Source organism: Ralstonia insidiosa (assembly GCF_008801405.1).
GTDB classification, from domain to species: Bacteria; Pseudomonadota; Gammaproteobacteria; order Burkholderiales; family Burkholderiaceae; genus Ralstonia; species Ralstonia insidiosa.
In genome coordinates this window covers 2,047,019-2,065,154 of sequence record NZ_VZPV01000001.1, presented here as the reverse complement: position 1 = coordinate 2,065,154, position 18,136 = coordinate 2,047,019, and the positions used below count along the sequence as shown (strand labels likewise).

Sequence of the window (18,136 nt, the reverse complement as noted above, 5' to 3'; positions counted from 1 at the left end):
GTCCCTTTCCTGGTTGGGCGATGCGTGCGAGACGCATTGTGCTGGAGTTTCCCGCCCAGCCGTTCAGGCCATCACCGATGATCTTGACGTCGTCGTCGGCCTTGTTCGTGACGATGATCTCTGGGATGAGCATCCACCGCCCTACTGGCTCCGCGGCGGCAAGATCGCGCTGCCTGAGCCTGGCATGGGCCGCATGTGCGGCATCATGTTGGTGTTCAGGTGATACATCACCCAGAGCGAACCGCTGAGCGTGATGACCACCAGCACCAGCGTGAACATCAGCGACAGCATGTTCCAGCCGCCCTCGGACTTGGCGTTCATGTGCAGGAAGTAAATCATGTGCACCACGATCTGCACCGCGCCAATCAACAGGATCGCCACCGCCGTGGTCGACGACTTATCGAACACGTTGCCCATCACCAGCCAGAACGGAATCGCCGTCAGGAAAACAGACAGGACGAAACCCGTCAGGTAGCCACCCAGTGTGGCGTGCGGCCCGACCTCTTCTTCGTGATGCTCGTGGTGATGAGCGTGGCCATCGCCGTGTCCGCTGATCGTTTGGTCGTGCGCGCTCATGGCAGCGTTCCCATCAGGTAGACGAAGGTAAAGACGCCGATCCAGACGACGTCCAGAAAGTGCCAGAACATCGACAGGCACATCAGCCGGCGCTTATTGGCGGTAATCAGCCCGTGTTGCGACACCTGCAGCATCAGCACGATCAGCCAGATCAGGCCGAACGTCACGTGCAACCCGTGCGTACCGACCAGCGAGAAGAACGATGTCAGGAAGGCGCTGCGCTGCGGCCCTGCTCCCTCATGGATCAAGTGCGCAAATTCGTAGAGTTCCACCGCTAGAAACGCCGCACCGAAGAGCCAGGTGATAGCCAGCCAGAGCTGCATCGGTCGGACCTTGTTCTGCTGCATCTGCAGCATTGCAAAGCCATACGTGATCGACGACAGCAGCAGGAAGGACGTGTTCAGCGCCACGAGCGGCAGCTCAAACAGCTCCGCCCCGGTCGGCCCGCCCGCGTATTCGCGGCCCAACACGCCATAAGCGGCGAACAGGCACGCGAATATCAAGCAATCACTCATCAGGTAGATCCAGAACCCAAGCAGCGTGCCGTTGGGCACGTGATGCTCTCCGGTGACGTGGAACTGGTAGCCGCCGGGCGGGACCACATCCGCCCCGGCGGTACTGTTCGCATGCAAGGGTACGGTCGTATCAGCCATGGCTTGCCATCAGTTGGGTACGTGATGCTTCAGTCCGGACCACATCTTCCGCCGGGATGTAGTAGTCGCGTTTGTAGTTGAAGGTGTGGATGATGGCCGAGAGAATCGTGGCCGCGAACGATGCAATGGCCAACCACCAGATGTGCCAGATCAACGCAAAGCCGCACAGCGTGGACAGTCCCGCCAGCAGGATGCCTGCCGCCGTGTTCTTCGGCATGTGGATCGGGACGAAGCCCTCTTGCGGCCGCTCGTAGCCGTACTGCTTCATCTGCCACCAGGCATCGGAGTCATGCACGAGTGGCGTGAGCGCGAAGTTGTACTGCGGCGGCGGCGACGAGGTCGACCACTCAAGCGTACGGCCGTTCCATGGGTCACCGGTCGTATCACGCAGTTCTTCGCGGCGCAGGAAGCTCACCACCAGTTGGATCAGGAAGCAGGCAATGCCAATGGCAATCAGCAGCGCGCCGAATGCAGCAAGCTGGAACCAGATCTGCAATGACGGATCGTCGAAATGGCTCATGCGGCGGGTCACGCCGCGCATGCCCAGCCAGTACAGCGGCATGAACGCAAAGTAGAAACCGATGAACCAGAACCAGAACGAGGCCTTACCCCACGACGACACCAGCCGGTAGCCGAACGCTTTGGGGAACCAGTACGAAATGCCCGCCATGAGCCCAAACAGCACACCGCCGATGATCACGTTGTGAAAGTGGGCGATCAAGAACAGGCTGTTGTGCAGCGAGAAATCGGCCGGCGGCACCGCCAGCAGCACACCGGTCATGCCGCCAATGGCGAAGGTGACCATGAACCCGATGGTCCACAGCATCGGCGGCTCGAAGCGGATCTTGCCGTGGTACATCGTGAACAGCCAGTTGAAGATCTTGGCACCCGTCGGGATCGAGATGATCATCGTTGTAATCCCGAAAAACGAGTTGACGCTCGCACCCGACCCCATCGTGAAGAAGTGGTGCAGCCAAACCAGATACGACAGCACCGTGATCACGACCGTCGCGTAGACCATCGACGCGTAGCCGAACAGGCGCTTGCGCGAATACGTGGCCACCACTTCCGAGAACACGCCAAACACCGGCAGAACCAAGATGTAGACCTCGGGGTGGCCCCAGATCCAGATCAGGTTCACGTACATCATCGCGCTGCCGCCCTGGTCGATCGTAAAGAAATTGGTGCCGGCATAGCGGTCCAGGGCCAGCAACGTGAGCGCGGCCGTCAGCACCGGAAAGGCGGCGACGATCAGCGTGTTGGTGCACAGCGCCGTCCAGGTGAAGATCGGCATACGCATCAGCGTCATGCCCGGCGCACGCATCTTGACGATGGTCACCAGCAGGTTGATGCCCGATAGCACGGTGCCAACCCCGGCCACCTGCAATGCCCAGATGTAGTAATCGACCCCAACGTCGGGGCTCGCCAGGATGCCCGACAGCGGCGGATACGCCAGCCAGCCAGTGCGCGCGAACTCGCCCACGAACAACGACATCATCACCAGGATGGCGCCGCCGGTGGTCATCCAGAAACTGAAGTTGTTGAGAAACGGGAACGCCACGTCACGCGCGCCAATCTGCAGCGGCATGACGAAGTTCATCAGACCCGTCACCAGCGGCATGGCCACGAAGAAGATCATGATCACGCCGTGCGCAGTGAAGATCTGGTCGTAGTGATGCGGTGGCAGGAAACCAGTGCTAGCGCCAAACGCGACCGCCTGCTGCATCCGCATCATGATGGCATCGGCAAAGCCGCGCAGCAGCATCACGATGCCCAGCACGATGTACATGATGCCGATCTTCTTGTGATCGATGCTGGTGAACCACTCACGCCACAGATAGCCCCAGACGCGGTAGTAGGTCAGCAGCCCCACCACTGCGAGGCCGCCAATCGCAACCACTGCGAAGGTGGCCAGCAGGATCGGCTCGTGGTACGGAATGGCCTCCCACGACAGGCGGCCAAAGATCAGATTGGCGAGTTCGGAACGCTCGGGCATGGTTGTCACCTGGGCCTGGTTTGATCAATCGTGGCCGATCAACATTGGCGAAAAGCGTCAAAGGGGCGCAGGGTCGTGCGCTACTGCAACAGCCGTCGGTTGTCGTTGCTGGCGACATCCGGCGCAAAGATTGGCATGGCATCGGCCGTGTTGCTCGCGGTGCAGATTTCCGCCGTCGGATCGAACCGGTCACTACCGCGATTACTGTTGCGCACGCCGTCACGATTGCGCGCCATGACCTTCGGCTGGCACGTCTGGGCATCTACACAACGGGTCAGGATGAGGTCGTAGAGGTTCGGTGCCACGCTGGCATAGCGTTGTACCGGTTCGCTTTCGCTGGGCTGGGCCAGCTTCTGGTAGGTGTCCTTCGACAACTGCGTGCCAGACGACTTGACCTGCTGGACCCACCGATCGAAATCCTCGTTGGACAAGCCATGGAACTTGAACCGCATGTGCGAGAAGCCCGCGCCGCTGTAGTTGGATGAGAATCCGTCGTAGATGCCCGGCTGGTTGATGACCGCATGCAGCTTGGTTTCCATGCCCGGCATGGCATAGACCATGCCTGCCAGCGAAGGCACGAAGAACGCATTCATGACCGAGGTGGCCGTAATCTTGAACGCGATCGGCCGATCCACCGGCGCAGCCAGTTCATTGACGGTGGCGATGCCCTGCTCGGGATAGAGGAACAGCCACTTCCAGTCCAGCGCCACCACTTCCACGATGAGTGGCTTGCTCTCCACAGCGACCGGGCGATGTTCATCGAGCCGCGTCAGCGGCCGGTACGGATCGAGCTGGTGGGTGCTAACCCAGGTGATGGCGCCCAGTGTGATGATGATCAACAGCGGCGCGGCCCAGATCGCCAGTTCCAGCACCGTGGAATGGTCCCACTCCGGGTTGTAGGGCGCGTCTTTGGCGCCCTCCCGGTATCGCCATGCAAACAGCAGCGTGAGAAAGATCACGGGCACGATGATCAACAGCATCAGGCACGTGGCGATGATGATCAGGTCCCGCTGTCGCAACGCCATGTCGCCAGCGGGCGACAACAGCACCGCATTGCTACATCCCGCAAGGATCACCAATGAGGCGATTGCGGCACTTCGCAAAAGCGATCTTCCCGTAACGCTGAGGAGTGTCACCGCTGCATCGAAGCGTGGCATGGTCTCGGAAGTGGCGTCTGGTTAACGTCGCGCTGGGAGACGCCCAGCGATCTTTCGATTTGCTGTTGCAGTTTAGGCGCTATTCTTGGACTTGTGCTTGCCGAGTTTGTGTTCAGTACGACACCTACCCTTCGATGGAGACTCCACGATGGCCAGTCTGACCCACCAGCATCGCGCCTCTCCCACTGCGCCGCCCGCCCCTGGGCACCATGAAGTGGCACCTGCCGAGATCGCCACAGGCGTGGTGATCGGGCGAGCGTCGGAGTACTTCGACTTCTTCGTCTACGGCATCGCCTCGGTGCTCGTCTTCCCGACGGTCTACTTTCCGTTCACTGGCGAACTGGCTGGGCTGCTGTTCAGCTTCACGATCTTTTCGTTTGCCTTTATCGGGCGCCCGTTCGGCACGGCGCTGTTCATGCGCATCCAGCGCCGGTGGGGGCGCGGCATCAAGCTGACCGCATCGCTGTTTCTGCTGGGCACCGCCACGGTGGGCATCGCGTTCCTACCGCCGTACGCATCGATTGGTCATTCGGCAATTTATCTGCTGGCGCTGTTTCGCTTCATGCAGGGCATTGCGTTTGGCGGTTCGTGGGATGGCCTGCCGTCACTGCTCGCACTGAACGCGCCCGAGAACAAGCGCGGCTGGTACGCCATGCTGGGGCAACTGGGCGCGCCAACCGGCTTCATCATCGCGGGAGCATTGTTCCTGTTCCTCTACTCCAGCCTGACCTTCCAGGAATTCATCGACTGGGGCTGGCGCTATCCGTTCTACGTGGCGTTTGCCATCAACGTGGTGGCATTGTTTGCACGGCTGCGGCTGGTGGTGACGCACGAATACACGCAGCTACTCGAAGAAGGCGAACTAGAGCCGATCAGCACCCTGCAGATGGTGAACGCGCAGGGTTTCAACATCTTTCTGGGGGCCTTCGCGGCACTGGCCAGCTATGCGCTATTCCACCTGGTGACGGTGTTCCCGCTGTCTTGGGTGGTCCTGCGCAAAACACAGAGTGTGTCTGCCGTGCTGGCGGTGCAGATTGTCGGCGCTGTGATCGCACTCATCGGCACGCTGATCTCCGGTTTGATTGCGGACCGCATCGGCCGGCGCACCACGCTGGCGGCCATGGCCGTGCTGATCGGCATCTTCAGCCTGGCCACGCCCTGGCTGCTCGACGGCGGTGTCGCGGGACAGGACACATTCATCCTGGTGGGTTTTGGTCTGCTGGGGCTGTCGTACGGCCAGGCGGCCGGGATCGTGACATCGAACTTCGAGCGCCGATTCCGCTATACCGGTGCTGCCCTGACCACGGACTTCGGCTGGTTGTTTGGCGCGGCATTCGCGCCGCTGGTGGCGCTGGGGCTGTCGTCGCTGTTTGGCCTTGCGGCGGTCAGCCTGTATTTGCTGTCAGGCGTGGCGGGTACGTTGATTGCCCTGCGGATCAATCAGGCGCTGGGCACGCCTGATGCGTGAGCCTTTCCCGCCAGGCGAACCCCGCTGGGCTAGGTGAGGCGCCAAAAAAAAACGCCGCAGACATACAGCCTGCGGCGTTTTTCATGCCACTACGACGGAAACAACCCGCCGTAGCCCGACAACCCGATTACATCTGCACGGTGTCGGCGACTTCCTTGAAGTCTTCGATCTGGTCGAAGTTCATGTACTGGTAGATCTTGTCGCCGTTGGCGGTCAGCACGCCCATGTCGGCCATGTACTCTTCCTTGGTCGGGATCTTGCCCAGACGCGAGCAGATCGCTGCCAGTTCCGCCGAGCCCAGATACACGTTCGTGTTCTTGCCCAGACGGTTCGGGAAGTTACGGGTCGACGTCGACATGACCGTCGCGCCTTCGCGCACCTGAGCCTGGTTACCCATGCACAGCGAGCAGCCCGGCATTTCCGTACGCGCGCCGGCCGTGCCGAACACGCCGTAGTGGCCTTCTTCGGTCAGTTGCTTCTGGTCCATCTTGGTCGGCGGCGCGACCCACAGCTTGACCGGAATGTCGCGCTTGCCTTCCAGCAGCTTCGACGCGGCACGGAAGTGGCCGATGTTGGTCATGCACGAGCCGATGAACACTTCGTCGATCTTGGCACCGGCCACGTCCGACAGCGTCTTCACGTCGTCCGGGTCGTTCGGGCATGCGACGATCGGCTCGTGGATGTCGGCCAGGTCGATCTCGATGACGGCGGCGTATTCGGCGTCGGCATCCGGTTGCAGCAGTTGCGGATCGGCCAGCCAGGCTTCCATCGCCTTGATGCGGCGTTGCAGGCTGCGGGCGTCTTGGTAACCCTGCGCGATCATCCACTTGAGCAGCGTGATGTTGCTGTTCAGGTATTCGATGATCGGTTCCTTGTTCAGGTGCACCGTGCAACCGGCTGCCGAACGCTCAGCCGATGCGTCCGACAGCTCGAACGCTTGCTCGACCTTCAGGTCGGGCAGGCCTTCGATTTCGAGGATGCGGCCCGAGAAGATGTTCTTCTTGCCTTGCTTGGCGACCGTCAGCATGTCTTGCTTGATCGCGTACAGCGGGATCGCGTTGACGAGGTCACGCAGCGTGACGCCCGGCTGCATCTTGCCCTTGAAGCGGACCAGCACCGATTCCGGCATGTCCAGCGGCATCGTGCCGGTGGCGGCTGCGAAGGCGACCAGGCCCGAACCTGCCGGGAAGCTGATACCGATCGGGAAGCGCGTGTGCGAATCGCCGCCGGTGCCGACGGTGTCGGGCAGCAGCATGCGGTTCAGCCACGAGTGGATCACGCCGTCGCCCGGGCGCAGCGCGATGCCGCCGCGCGTGCTGATGAAGTTCGGCAGCGTCTGGTGCGTCTTCACGTCGACCGGCTTCGGATAAGCGGCGGTGTGGCAGAACGACTGCATCACGAGGTCGGCCGAGAAGCCGAGGCACGCGAGATCCTTCAGTTCGTCGCGGGTCATCGGGCCCGTGGTGTCCTGCGAGCCGACCGAGGTCATCTTCGGTTCGCAGTACGTGCCCGGGCGCACGCCCTGGCCTTCCGGCAGACCGCATGCACGGCCGACCATCTTCTGCGCCAGCGAGAAACCCTTGCCGCTGTTGGCCGGCTGATGCGGCAGGCGGAACAGCGTCGACGGGGCCAGGCCCAGCGCTTCACGTGCCTTGGCGGTCAGACCACGGCCGATGATCAGCGGAATGCGGCCACCGGCACGCACTTCGTCAAACAGCACGTCGGACTTGACCTGGAATTCAGCGATCACGACGCCGTTCTTCAGCGCCTTGCCTTCGTACGGGCGCAGTTCAACCACGTCGCCCATTTCCATTTGCGACACGTCGAGTTCGATCGGCAGTGCGCCGGCATCTTCCATCGTGTTGTAGAAGATGGGGGCGATCTTGCCGCCGAGGCATACGCCGCCGAAGCGCTTGTTCGGCACGAACGGAATGTCTTCGCCCGTGAACCACAGCACCGAGTTGGTGGCCGACTTGCGCGAGGAGCCGGTGCCGACCACGTCGCCGACGTAGGCGACCAGGTGACCCTTTTCCTTCAGCGATTCGATGAACTTGACCGGGCCGCGCTTGCCGTCTTCTTCCGGCGTGATGCCCGGGCGTGCGTTCTTCAGCATCGCCAATGCGTGCATCGGGATGTCCGGGCGGGTGGTGGCGTCCGGTGCCGGCGACAGGTCGTCGGTGTTGGTTTCGCCCGTGACCTTGAACACGGTGATGGTCAGGCTTTGCGGCACTTCCGGACGGCTCGTGAACCATTCGGCGTCGGCCCAGCTTTGCAGCACGGCCTTGGCGTTCGCATTGCCCTTGTCGGCCAGTTCCTTCACGTCGTGGAACTGGTCGAACATCAGCAGGGTTTTCTTCAGCGCTTCGGCAGCGGTGGCGCCGACTTCAGCATCCGACAGCAGCTCGATCAGCGGCTGGATGTTGTAGCCGCCCAGCATCGTGCCGAGCAGCTCAGTGGCGTGCGCACGCGAAATCAGCGTGCAGGCAGTTTCGCCCTTGGCCACGGCAGCCAGGAAGCCGGCCTTCACGCGGGCAGCCTCGTCCACGCCGGCGGGCACGCGGTGGGTGATCAGGTCGACCAGGGTCTGCTCTTCGCCAGCGGGCGGGTTGGTCAGCAGTTCGACCAGTTCGGCGGTCTGTTGAGCCGTCAGCGGCAACGGGGGAATACCGAGCGCGGCGCGAGCGGCCACGTGAGCGCGATAGTTTTCAAGCATGGGGAGACCTGCTGGGATTGCGTTTCAGAGGACGGTTTTTCCGGCACGCCGAGTGCTGCCCCGGGCGCCGCTTCGGCGCGATTCTAATCGCAACATCCCGCGAGGTCAAATGTCTTATATCTTATATAAGAGTCAAGAGGCAAAATGACCGCGTTCGGGGCTGATTCGCCGGCTCGGCCAGTGCCCTGCCCCTAGGCTACAAGAAGCGGGTTATCTGGATACCGCAGCGGATTCGGCGCGCGTGACGTGAACTGCAGCGAGAACGCCCTCAGGGATCTCTCGCAATTCGCACGCAGTACCGGCGGAAATTCAGGCAAATCGGGCGCAAAACCGGCAAAACCCCACAGGATTCTTGCCGACCAGAGAACTTACTGGCCCGATTGATAAGGGAATGCTGGTGCGAGGGAGGGGACTCGAACCCCTACACCATTGCTGGCGTCAGGACCTAAACCTGGTGCGTCTACCAATTTCGCCACCCTCGCTGGATGGATCGCGGCGCCCGTTGATGGAGCGCCGGAAAGGAAGCCCGCGATTATATCGCAGTCGTTCGTAGGTTTCCATCCCCGCCCCGACATAATTGGCCGGGGCGGCTTTCGGATGGATGCGAACCTCAGGCAGTCGGCGCGGGCGCGTCGGCTTCGGGCCGCTTGACGCGGAACCACGCCGCATACAGTGCCGGCAGGAACAGCAGCGTCAGCACCGTGGCGACGATCAGGCCGCCCATGATGGCGGCGGCCATCGGCCCCCAGAACACGCTGCGCGAGAGCGGGATCATCGCCAGCACCGCCGCTGCCGCTGTCAGGATGATCGGGCGGAAACGCCGCACGGCAGCTTCGACGATGGCGGTCCAGGTGGGCACGCCGGCCGCCACATCTTGCTCGATCTGGTCCACCAGAATGACCGAGTTGCGGATGATCATCCCGATCAGCGCGGTAATACCGAGCTGTGCCACGAAGCCCATCGGCGCACGCAGCAGCAACAGCGTCGCGGCCGCACCGATCAACCCCAGCGGGCCGGTCAGGAACACCATCACCGAACGCGAGAAGCTGTGCAGTTGAAGCATCAGCAGCAGGAAGATGATGAAGATGCACAGCGGCATCTGCGCGGCAATCGACGCACCTGCGTTGGCGCTCTCTTCTTCCGCGCCGGCGATCTTGATCTGGTAGTCGGGCGGCAAGTCCGCACGGATCTTGTCGAGCAGCGGGTTGATCTGCGCGGTCACGGTCGGGCCCTGCACGCCATCGACCACGTCCGACTGCACGGTGATGCCGTAGTCGCGGTTCTCGCGCCAGATCACGCCTGGCTCCCACGCAAAGCCCACGCGTGCCACCTGCGTGAGCGGCACGGTGCGGCCGCTGGCGGTCGGTACCTGCACGCGTTGTAGTGCGTCGAGCGTGTTGCGCTCGTCTTCCTGCGGGCGCATGACGATATCGAGCAGCTTGTCGCCATCACGGTATTGGGCGATCGGCGCGCCCGACATCACCGTCTGCGTGACCTGCGAGATCGAACCCGTCGACACGCCCAGCGCGCGTGCCTTGTCCTGGTCGATGTCCAGGCGCAGCACCTTGACGTTCTCGTTCCAGTTGTCGTTCACGCCCACGGTGTTCGGGTTGGCGACCATGATCGCCTTGACCTGATCGGCAATCTTGCGCACGCCGCCCATGTCCGGGCCCATCACGCGGAACTGCACCGGATACTGCACGGGCGGGCCATTGGGCAGCAGCTTCACGCGACCGCGCAGGTGCGGGAATTGCGATTTGAGCAAGCCGATGACGTGCTGCCGCACACCGGCACGCGCCTCCAGTGACGTCGGCATGATGATGGCTTGCGCCACGTTGGTCTGCGGCAGGATCTGGTCCAACGGCAGGTAGAAGCGCGGCGCACCGGAGCCAATGAACAGCGTCACGCTCTCGACGTTCTGCTCCTTGCGCATCAGCGTTTCAAAACGCTTGGCCTCAGCCTCGGTCTGGCTGAAGCTGGAGCCTTCCGGCAACCACAGTTCCACCATCAACTCGGGGCGGCTGGAATCGGGGAAGAACTGCTTCTCGATGAACTTGAAGCCAAACACACCCAACCCGAACGTCACTAACGTCACGACGATCACGGTTTTGCGATATTCCACGCACCAGTTCACCCAGCCGCGGAAGCGGTTGTAGAACGGCGTGTCGAACAGCTCGTGGTGGCCGCCGTCACCCACGTGCGACTTGGTGCGCAACAGCAGAAAGCCGAGGTACGGCACGAACACCACCGCCGCAAACCACGACAGCACCAGCGCCAGCGCCGTCACCGCAAAGATGCCGAAGGTGTACTCACCCACCGTCGAGCGCGCCAGTCCCACTGGCAGGAAACCCGTAGCGGTGATGAGCGTACCGGTCAGCATCGGCATGGCCGTGGAGCTATACGCAAAGGTGGCGGCTTCCATCTTGGAGAAGCCCTCTTCCAGCTTGCGCACCATCATCTCGACCGCGATGATCGCGTCATCCACCAGCAGGCCCAGCGCAATGATCAGCGCGCCGAGCGATATCTTGTGCAGGCCGATGTCGAAGATGTTCATGAACAGGAACGTCACCGCCAGCACCAGCGGAATCGTCAGGCCCACCACCAACCCCGGCCATACGTCGATGCGCAGCTTCGGCTTGGTGTGCAACCCCAGCGAGAGGAAGCTCACGCCCAGCACAATCACCACGGCCTCGATCAGCACGTGCACAAATTCGCCCACCGAGTTCTGCACCGATTTCGGCTGGTTCTGCACCTGCTCCATCTCAATGCCCATCGGCAGCTTCGCGCGGATCTTGTCGACCGTGGCACGCAGGTCCTTGCCGAGCTGGACGATGTCGCCGCCCTTGGTCATCGAGATGCCAAGCCCGATGACTTCCTTGCCGTTGTAGCGCATCTTGGCGTGCGGCGGGTCGATGTAGCCGTGCTTGACGGTGGCGATGTCGCCCAGGCGGATGTTGGTCGTGCCACCAGGGCCGCGCAGCGTGAGGTTCTCCAGATCACGAATGTCTGAGAACTGGCCGGACAGCCGAATCTGCACGTTGTCGGTCGGCGTCACCAATACGCCGCTGGGGCCGATGTTGTTCTGCTGGCCAATCTGCGTGGCGATGCTGTTGATGTCCAGCCCCATCTGCGCCAGCTTGGCTTGCTGGAATTCGATGTAGATCTTCTCGTCCTGATCGCCCAGCGTTTCCACCTTGGCGACGTTGGGCACGCGCAGCAGTTGCTGGCGGATCGAATCGGCGTAATCGTTGAGCTGGCGATAGGTAAAGCCATCGGCGGACAGCGCGTAGATCGAGCCGTACACATCGCCGAAGTCGTCATTGAAGTACGGCCCGCGCACACCTTGGGGCAGCGTGGGCGCGATGTCGCCCACCTTCTTGCGCACCGTGTACCAGAGCTGCTTCGTCTCCTTGGCGGGCGACGTATCGGCCAACTGGAAGGTGACCAGCGTCTCGCCGGGCTTGGAATAGCTGCGGATCTTCCAGGCGTACGGCACTTCCTGCAGTGCCTTCTCGATCTTGTCGGTCACCTGGCGCGACATCTGCTCGGCCGTGGCGCCGGGCCAGAAGGCCTGCACCACCATCGCGCGGAAGGTGAACGGCGGATCTTCGTCCTGCCCCAGTTTGGAATACGCAAAGATGCCGCCGAGCAGCAGCGCCACCAGCAGAAAACGCGTGAGCGGTTGATGCTCAAGCGCCCAGCGTGACAGGTTGAAACGGGAGTGTTCCATGCGCGCGAAGGTAGGCGTGTTTGGGCTGGAAGCGCGGCTTAGCGGCGCGGCGTGATGGCGGACTGGGCCGACGGCTGATCCGCCGGGGCCATCGGCATCACCTTCTGGCCAGGCTTGAGCAGGTGCACGCCGGCGGTCACGATGGTCTGGCCGGGTGTCAGGCCGCTGGTGACGAGCAGTACGTTGTCGCGCGGCTCACCCACCGTCACCGGCACGGGCTTGACCGTTTGCGATGCGGCGTCATACAGCCACACCACGTTCTTGCCCTGCTCCTGCAGCAGCGCGCTGATCGGCACGCGCACTCCCATGCCGCCGCTGTCCGCACCACCCGATGTGCCAACTGCAGGGCGCACGAACCTGGCCACTGCCGTCATGCCCAGCTTCAGTTCGGGCGGCGGGTTGGGCACCGAAATCTTCACGGTGTACGTACGCGTGAGCGGGTCGGCCGCTGGCGCAATCTCGCGCACCTTGCCCGGAATGCTGCGCGACTGGTCTGCCCACAGCTTGACGCTCACGTCGGGCGATTTGCGCAGTGTGTCCACCTGGTCTTCGGGAATGCCGACCACAACCTCTTTCTCGGCCGTCTGCGCCACGCGCACGACCGGCTGGCCGGCAGATACCACCTGCCCGACCTCGGCGTCGACGCCCGTCACTACACCATCTGCATCGGCTTCGAGCGTGGCATAGGCGGCTTGGTTGGACTGATTGCGATAGCCGGCAGCCGCCTGCTCGTAGCGAGCCTGCGCGCCGTCGTAGTTGGCTTGATGCCGTTGCTGCTCAGCCGCGCTGATGAAGCCCTTGGCAAAGAGTTCAGAAAAACGTTTGAGATCGGCCGCAGCCAGATCGCGGTCAGTCTTGGCAGCCGACAACTGGGCCTGGGCGGACTGCTGTGCCAACGCCAGATCGGCAGGGTCCAGGCGAGCCAGCACTTGCCCTTTCTTGACCGTGGCCCCCACGTCGACCAGCCGCGCGACGATCTTGCCCGGCACGCGGAAGCCCAGGCGCGATTCAATGCGCGGGCGCACATCGCCGGAGAATTCTGCGGTGCCGGCGCCCTGCTCGCTGGTGACCGTCAGGGTGCGTACGGGGCGGACTTCTGGCGCCTTGGGCTGTTCTTTGCTGCAGCCAGCCAACAGCACTGCGCCAGTCAGCAAAACCGTTGATATGGCCAGAGACCAAGAGCGCCCTCGCGACAGCGCAAGCGTGTCGGAGGAACCGGTGGAGTCGGAATGCGGGTACGACGGATACATCGCAGGCACGGCGGGCATGACACGCTCTCAGTAAATAACTGACCGGTCAGTAATATACCCACGGCAATGCGCAGGGTCAACGACACGGCGTGGTCTGATTGACTTTTATTGCTGACCGCTTGGCAGCGGCCTCTCGCATGCTGCACTGCAGCGCCATGTAGAATGGCCGCCCAGCTTATCTTCCGACATCACGTCCACCGCGACGGCCTCTTCCGTGACCCCCGACGACTACTGCGCCGACAAGGCCGCCCCGCCCGGCAGCGATCTGTACTACAGCGTATTGTTTCTGACGCCCGAGCGCCGCCGCGCGACCATCGCGCTGGAAGCCGTGCGCCGTGAACTGGAAGATGCCGTGCGTGATGCGACCGACCCGGCCGTCGTGCAAACGAAGCTGCAATGGTGGCGCCTGGAGCTGGCCCGACTATTCGAAGGACGCCCGGAGCACCCCGCCACCAAGGCGCTGCAACCGCACCTGTCAGCCTATGACATTGGCGCAGTGCACCTGGGCGAACTGCTGGCAGGCGTTGAGGCCGACGCCATGCAGAACCGCTACCTGGACTGGCCCAACCTGCGTCGCCACGGCGATCAGGTAGCCGGTGTGGCGGGCCGACTGGCTGCACGCATCGCCGGCCATACGCATGCGCGCACGCTGGAATTCGCACGGCTGCTGTCGCTGGCCGAGCAATTGGTCCACTTCATTCGCAACCTGGGGGAAGACGTGCGCCACAACCGCGTCTACGTTCCCGTGGACGAACTGCAGCGCTTCAACGTACCCGCGGCCGACCTGTTCAACCGCCGCTATGCAGAAGGCTTCAAACCGCTGATGGCGTTCCAGGCCGAGCGTGCCCGCACGACCTACAAGGAAGCCCTGGCCGCATTGCCCGCTGAAGACCGCCGCGCCCAGCGCTCAGCGCTGATCCGCGGCGTGCTGGCCATGCGCCTGCTCGATGAGGTGGAGGCGGACGGCTTCCAGGTGCTCACGCAGCGCACCGACCTCACGCCGCTGCGCAAGCTATGGCTGGCCTGGAAGACACAAATCCGCGGCTGATCAGGCCTTGATGAGGTCGAGCGGGGCGAACCGCCCGGCGAGCACGGACTGGGAATCCATTCCCCACCAGCGCTCCAGCACCGTCGCGTAAAGCGAGCGGAAATCGACCGATGGATCGAGATTGCCGCCGCCATCCAAGCGTTCCAGCATCGGCCCCTGCCCGGCCAGTCCACCCTTCACACGACCGCCTGCCACGAAATGCGCAGCGGCGGTGCCATGGTCCGTGCCATTGTTCAGGTTCTCACGCGGGCGGCGACCAAACTCGGAATACGTCACGATCAGCGTGTCGTTCCAGCGCCCCAATTCCGTGAGCGCGCTCTTGAGCGAGGCAATGCCATCGCCCAACTGTTTCAGCAGGTTCGCCTGCGTGCCCTGCTGGTTGGTATGCGTATCAAAGCTGCCCAGCGACAGGCACACCACGGCCACATCGGCCCCGCCATGTCCGGGAGCGGCCACCACCTGCATCGCCGCCTTGATCGAGTTGCCGAAGCCGCCATCCGGAAAGTGCGTCTGGAACGCAAACTTGCCCGCCTTCGGCCGCAGCCCGTCGGCCGCTTTGACGATATCCGCCTCGACTTTCAGCACGTGCTCAAGCGTGGCATTGCCTATGGCGTGAGACGGCATCGCCAGCTTCGCGTCGTTGAGGAACGCGTCCGGATTGGCCAGCGCCACCGCCCGGGAGCCGCCATCGAGCGGGCCAAGATCCGCAGTGCCAATGATCACACCGTCCGCACCGAACGAAGCCGGCACCGGCCGCGCGGCAAACGCGCGCGTCAACCAGCCTTCTCGCAGGTATTGATCCGAGCGCGACGCCGTATCCCAGATCTCGATCGAGCGGAAGTGCGAGAGATTCGGCTGCGGATACGACAGCCCCTGCACCACCGACAGCTCGCCCGCCTGCCACAGCGGCATCATCCCCTGCAGAGACGGGTGCAGGCCGTAGCGGTCATCGAGTTGCAGCACCTGCTCACGCTTGATGGCAATGCGCGGGCGCAGCGCGTAGTACTGCGCGCTGGTGTACGGCACGACGGTGTTCAAGCCGTCGTTGCCGCCCTTGAGCTCAATGAGAATCAGCAGATTGCCGTAGCCCTTGCGCCCGCCTTGATCCCGTTGCCCTTGAGCAAAGACCACACCCGGGAGACCGGATGCAGCGCCACCAAGGCCAAGCATGGCGCCCGCCTTCAGAAAATCGCGACGTTCCATGATGTGTGCTCCTGCAGAGATGGCGTTACTTCAATTGGTAGGCGGGGTCCATCATCAGCGTGCGCAGGTACGCGGTACCAGCCAGCTTGACGGGGATGGGTGCGGTTGGCTCGATCGGCAGCACAGCGCGCTGGATCGAAATGCGCGGCCCAAGCTGCGGCGGATCATCCCCATCCGCCCCGAACTGCGCCAGCCACTTGGCCGAGTTGAACGACACCATCGTCTGCGACTGGGCCAGCTTGAAGCGGCCCTCTTGGCCCATGCCCTTGAGCGCCTGCCCCAAGCCCTGCACGGCGCCGCCTTCCTTCAGGTCTGCACGCATGGCCGCCACCATCACGCCGGGCTTCTGCTGCTGGGCCTGCTGTGCCGGCGCCTTCATCTCGGTCGAACGGAACAACTGATCGAGAAACTGCTTGCGCCCCAGCAGCGTGGTCGAGTTGATCCACGCATCGCCGCCCGGCCAGCCCTTCACGTTGGGCGGTGCCATCAGGTTCTGCCCAAGCTGGGCAGACTTGATCGCGAACGGCGTCGGGTCGGAGTACTGCACGTTGAATTCCTTCAGCGTGCCGACAATCATCTCCACCGGCGACTTCACCAGCGTTGCACGTGTCTGCGGTGCCCAGAAGGCCGGCGTCATGAACAGCTCGCGCAGGGCAACCTTGATGTCGTAGCCGCTTGAGCGGAACGCATCGGCCACCCGCTGCACTTGCGCCGCGTCCGGGTCAGGTGAAACGAACTCGCGCCACAGCTTGGTCGCAATGAAGGTGGCCATCTCCGGACGGGACAGCAGGATGTCGAGCATCTGGTCACCGTCGTAATCGCCGCTTTGGCCGAATACCGTCTTGGTGCCCGTGTCGTGGACTTGCGGGCGCCAGATGTAGGCAAAGTCGTGGTCGCGGTCGATGCTCCAGCCCGTGTAGGCGCGCGCGGCTTCCTTGATGTCCTGCTCGGTGTAGTGCCCCTCGCCTAGCGTGAAGAGCTCCATCACCTCGCGCGCGAAATTCTCGTTGGGCTTGCCCTTGCGGCTATCGGCGCCATCCAGGTAGATCAGCATTGCCGGGTCTTTGCCGATGGCGTGCAGCATCGTGCCAAAGTTGCCGACCGCGTCCTGGCGCAGCAGCACGTTCTGCCGGTACATCAACTGCGCAAACGGCACCTTCTGCGTACTGGACACGAAGTGGTTGTGCCAGAACAGCGTCATGCGCTCGGTCAGCGGCGACGGCGTCTTGATCATCTCGCCCATCCACCAGGCACGCAGTTCCAGCTCGTGCGCAGCGTTCTTCTGGCGCGCGGCCTTGCGGGCGTCTTCGTCGGGCAGCTTGTTGTAGGGGATGATCGGTTCGTCGACCCACGCCGGCGGCGGCGTAGTGGCAACCGTGCCCGTCTGCGCCAGCACGCGGTCGATGGCCTCGCGGTGCGTCAATCCGGCGTACGTATCCAGTTCGCTCTCAGACGGCGAAAAACCGATACGGGTGAGGAAATAGCGCGCGTCTTCGCGGTCCAGCCGCTGCTCGTCGGCAACGGGTGCCTTGGCATGCGTGCTGTGGCGATGCGGCTTGTCCTGCGTCGCCGCCTGCGCGGGTGGAAGTGAAAGAACGCCAGCGGCTGCCAGCGCCAAGAAAATCGTGCTACGTACTCGCATGTCGGTCCCCCGAGTCGACCCTACTGCCCCTTTGCTGCTTTTGCCGGGGCAGCGACTGCGCGCCGTTTCCCAGCTCCTATCTAGCCGCCACGGTGATAGATGTCCCGCGTGACGTCATAGATGTTCTGACGCAACTGCTTGCGTTCCTCGGGGGACAGCTTGCGCTGCGGGGGTGGCGACGACCGGCCTTCGTTCTCGGCTCGGCGGTTTTCCATGGCGGCGGCACGGCGACGGCGTTCATCCGCCTCGTTACCGCGCGCCCCACCTTGGTTCCCGCCCTTGTGCGGCGCGGCGGCCTCGAAAAAGTTGCCGCCGTTGAATCGACCGAACCCGTTTCCGCCACCAAATCCACTGGGGGGCGCATTGTGCGGCCCGCGCGCCTGTGCCGGCAGATACGCCAGGCAGAGGGCGGCAGCACACGCCGTCAGCGCCAAGCGCTGCAGGAAACTTGCTGATCGATCCGTCAAGAGAGAGAGAGAAGCCACGTCCATGTTGCTGGAAACCGATGCGCCATGCATCATTGCGCGACAATCGATATCAGGCAACCGCATTGCACGCCAGTCCCCTTTATGGGGGTCAACACGATTTGACCCCAACTGAGGAACCGCCAAGGCAGTGTAGCCGTGCCTCCTACAGACTGTTCGTGTGGCCCGGTAAATAATGTAACCGTCTGTTTCAATTGGGGTTCTGCCGCGCCACG

The 18,136-nt window shown here is 63.0% G+C and carries 12 protein-coding genes and 1 tRNA gene; 2 read left to right on the top strand and 11 right to left on the bottom strand.

Going from position 1 to position 18,136, the window contains the following annotated elements; genetic code table 11:
• Positions 1–141: 141 nt before the first annotated feature.
• The 4 genes from cyoD to cyoA form a co-directional block, all read right to left on the bottom strand.
• Entirely contained in the window at positions 142–576 is a 435-nt protein-coding gene (cyoD, locus tag F7R11_RS09855) for a cytochrome o ubiquinol oxidase subunit IV (RefSeq protein ID WP_064803119.1), read from the bottom strand.
• Positions 573–1,229: a cytochrome o ubiquinol oxidase subunit III gene (gene cyoC, locus F7R11_RS09850; protein ID WP_021194592.1), complete on the bottom strand. Its 657-nt coding sequence runs from the start codon at positions 1,227–1,229 to the stop codon at positions 573–575. The genes cyoD and cyoC overlap by 4 nt, the downstream gene beginning before the upstream one ends.
• Entirely contained in the window at positions 1,222–3,225 is a 2,004-nt protein-coding gene (gene cyoB / locus F7R11_RS09845) for a cytochrome o ubiquinol oxidase subunit I (protein ID WP_064803117.1), read from the bottom strand. The genes cyoC and cyoB overlap by 8 nt, the downstream gene beginning before the upstream one ends.
• Positions 3,226–3,305: 80 nt before the next feature.
• A complete protein-coding gene (cyoA, locus tag F7R11_RS09840; RefSeq protein ID WP_064803115.1) occupies positions 3,306–4,382 on the bottom strand; it encodes a ubiquinol oxidase subunit II in 1,077 nt (358 codons plus the stop codon).
• A gap of 148 nt (positions 4,383–4,530) precedes the next feature.
• Between cyoA and F7R11_RS09835 the strand changes: the two genes are divergently transcribed.
• Entirely contained in the window at positions 4,531–5,850 is a 1,320-nt protein-coding gene (locus F7R11_RS09835; RefSeq protein WP_064803113.1) for an MFS transporter, read from the top strand.
• 127 nt (positions 5,851–5,977) lie between these two features.
• On the opposite strand, the gene acnB is transcribed toward F7R11_RS09835, so the two are convergent.
• The 4 genes from acnB to F7R11_RS09815 form a co-directional block, all read right to left on the bottom strand.
• The gene (gene acnB / locus F7R11_RS09830; RefSeq protein WP_064803111.1) at positions 5,978–8,563 is read right to left on the bottom strand and encodes a bifunctional aconitate hydratase 2/2-methylisocitrate dehydratase; all 2,586 of its coding nucleotides are present in this window, start codon (positions 8,561–8,563) and stop codon (positions 5,978–5,980) included.
• Positions 8,564–8,958: 395 nt separating this feature from the next.
• Positions 8,959–9,045, bottom strand: a tRNA-Leu gene (locus F7R11_RS09825).
• A gap of 128 nt (positions 9,046–9,173) precedes the next feature.
• Positions 9,174–12,293, bottom strand: coding sequence for an efflux RND transporter permease subunit (locus F7R11_RS09820; protein ID WP_064802947.1), 3,120 nt, complete (start codon positions 12,291–12,293; stop codon positions 9,174–9,176).
• Positions 12,294–12,331: 38 nt separating this feature from the next.
• The gene (locus F7R11_RS09815; RefSeq protein WP_197495027.1) at positions 12,332–13,561 is read right to left on the bottom strand and encodes an efflux RND transporter periplasmic adaptor subunit; all 1,230 of its coding nucleotides are present in this window, start codon (positions 13,559–13,561) and stop codon (positions 12,332–12,334) included.
• Positions 13,562–13,757: 196 nt separating this feature from the next.
• Here F7R11_RS09815 and hpnD point away from each other — a divergent pair, with 196 nt between their 5' ends.
• Positions 13,758–14,591: a presqualene diphosphate synthase HpnD gene (hpnD, locus tag F7R11_RS09810; RefSeq protein WP_064802946.1), complete on the top strand. Its 834-nt coding sequence runs from the start codon at positions 13,758–13,760 to the stop codon at positions 14,589–14,591.
• On the opposite strand, the gene F7R11_RS09805 is transcribed toward hpnD, so the two are convergent.
• The 3 genes from F7R11_RS09805 to F7R11_RS09795 all read right to left on the bottom strand — a co-directional run bounded on the left by F7R11_RS09805 (position 14,592) and on the right by F7R11_RS09795 (position 17,987).
• On the bottom strand, positions 14,592–15,794 hold the full coding sequence (locus F7R11_RS09805; protein ID WP_064802945.1) for a DUF1501 domain-containing protein: 1,203 nt from the start codon (positions 15,792–15,794) through the stop codon (positions 14,592–14,594).
• 25 nt (positions 15,795–15,819) lie between these two features.
• Positions 15,820–17,436 carry a DUF1800 domain-containing protein gene (locus F7R11_RS09800; RefSeq protein WP_064802943.1) on the bottom strand — a complete coding sequence of 539 codons (1,617 nt, stop codon included), beginning with the start codon at positions 17,434–17,436 and terminating at the stop codon, positions 15,820–15,822.
• Between the two features lie 80 nt (positions 17,437–17,516).
• A complete protein-coding gene (locus tag F7R11_RS09795; RefSeq protein ID WP_064802941.1) occupies positions 17,517–17,987 on the bottom strand; it encodes a hypothetical protein in 471 nt (156 codons plus the stop codon).
• Positions 17,988–18,136 lie beyond the last annotated feature (149 nt).

Excerpts from the sequence above, each read along its gene's own strand:
- cyoD (WP_064803119.1), bottom strand. The coding sequence starts at position 576 with ATGAGCGCGCACGACCAAACGATCAGCGGACACGGCGATGGCCACGCT.
- cyoC (WP_021194592.1), bottom strand. The coding sequence starts at position 1,229 with ATGGCTGATACGACCGTACCCTTGCATGCGAACAGTACCGCCGGGGCG.
- cyoB (WP_064803117.1), bottom strand. The coding sequence starts at position 3,225 with ATGCCCGAGCGTTCCGAACTCGCCAATCTGATCTTTGGCCGCCTGTCG.
- cyoA (WP_064803115.1), bottom strand. The coding sequence starts at position 4,382 with ATGCCACGCTTCGATGCAGCGGTGACACTCCTCAGCGTTACGGGAAGA.
- F7R11_RS09835 (WP_064803113.1), top strand. The coding sequence starts at position 4,531 with ATGGCCAGTCTGACCCACCAGCATCGCGCCTCTCCCACTGCGCCGCCC.
- acnB (WP_064803111.1), bottom strand. The coding sequence starts at position 8,563 with ATGCTTGAAAACTATCGCGCTCACGTGGCCGCTCGCGCCGCGCTCGGT.
- F7R11_RS09820 (WP_064802947.1), bottom strand. The coding sequence starts at position 12,293 with ATGGAACACTCCCGTTTCAACCTGTCACGCTGGGCGCTTGAGCATCAA.
- F7R11_RS09815 (WP_197495027.1), bottom strand. The coding sequence starts at position 13,561 with ATGCCCGCCGTGCCTGCGATGTATCCGTCGTACCCGCATTCCGACTCC.
- F7R11_RS09805 (WP_064802945.1), bottom strand. The coding sequence starts at position 15,794 with ATGGAACGTCGCGATTTTCTGAAGGCGGGCGCCATGCTTGGCCTTGGT.
- F7R11_RS09800 (WP_064802943.1), bottom strand. The coding sequence starts at position 17,436 with ATGCGAGTACGTAGCACGATTTTCTTGGCGCTGGCAGCCGCTGGCGTT.
- F7R11_RS09795 (WP_064802941.1), bottom strand. The coding sequence starts at position 17,987 with ATGCGGTTGCCTGATATCGATTGTCGCGCAATGATGCATGGCGCATCG.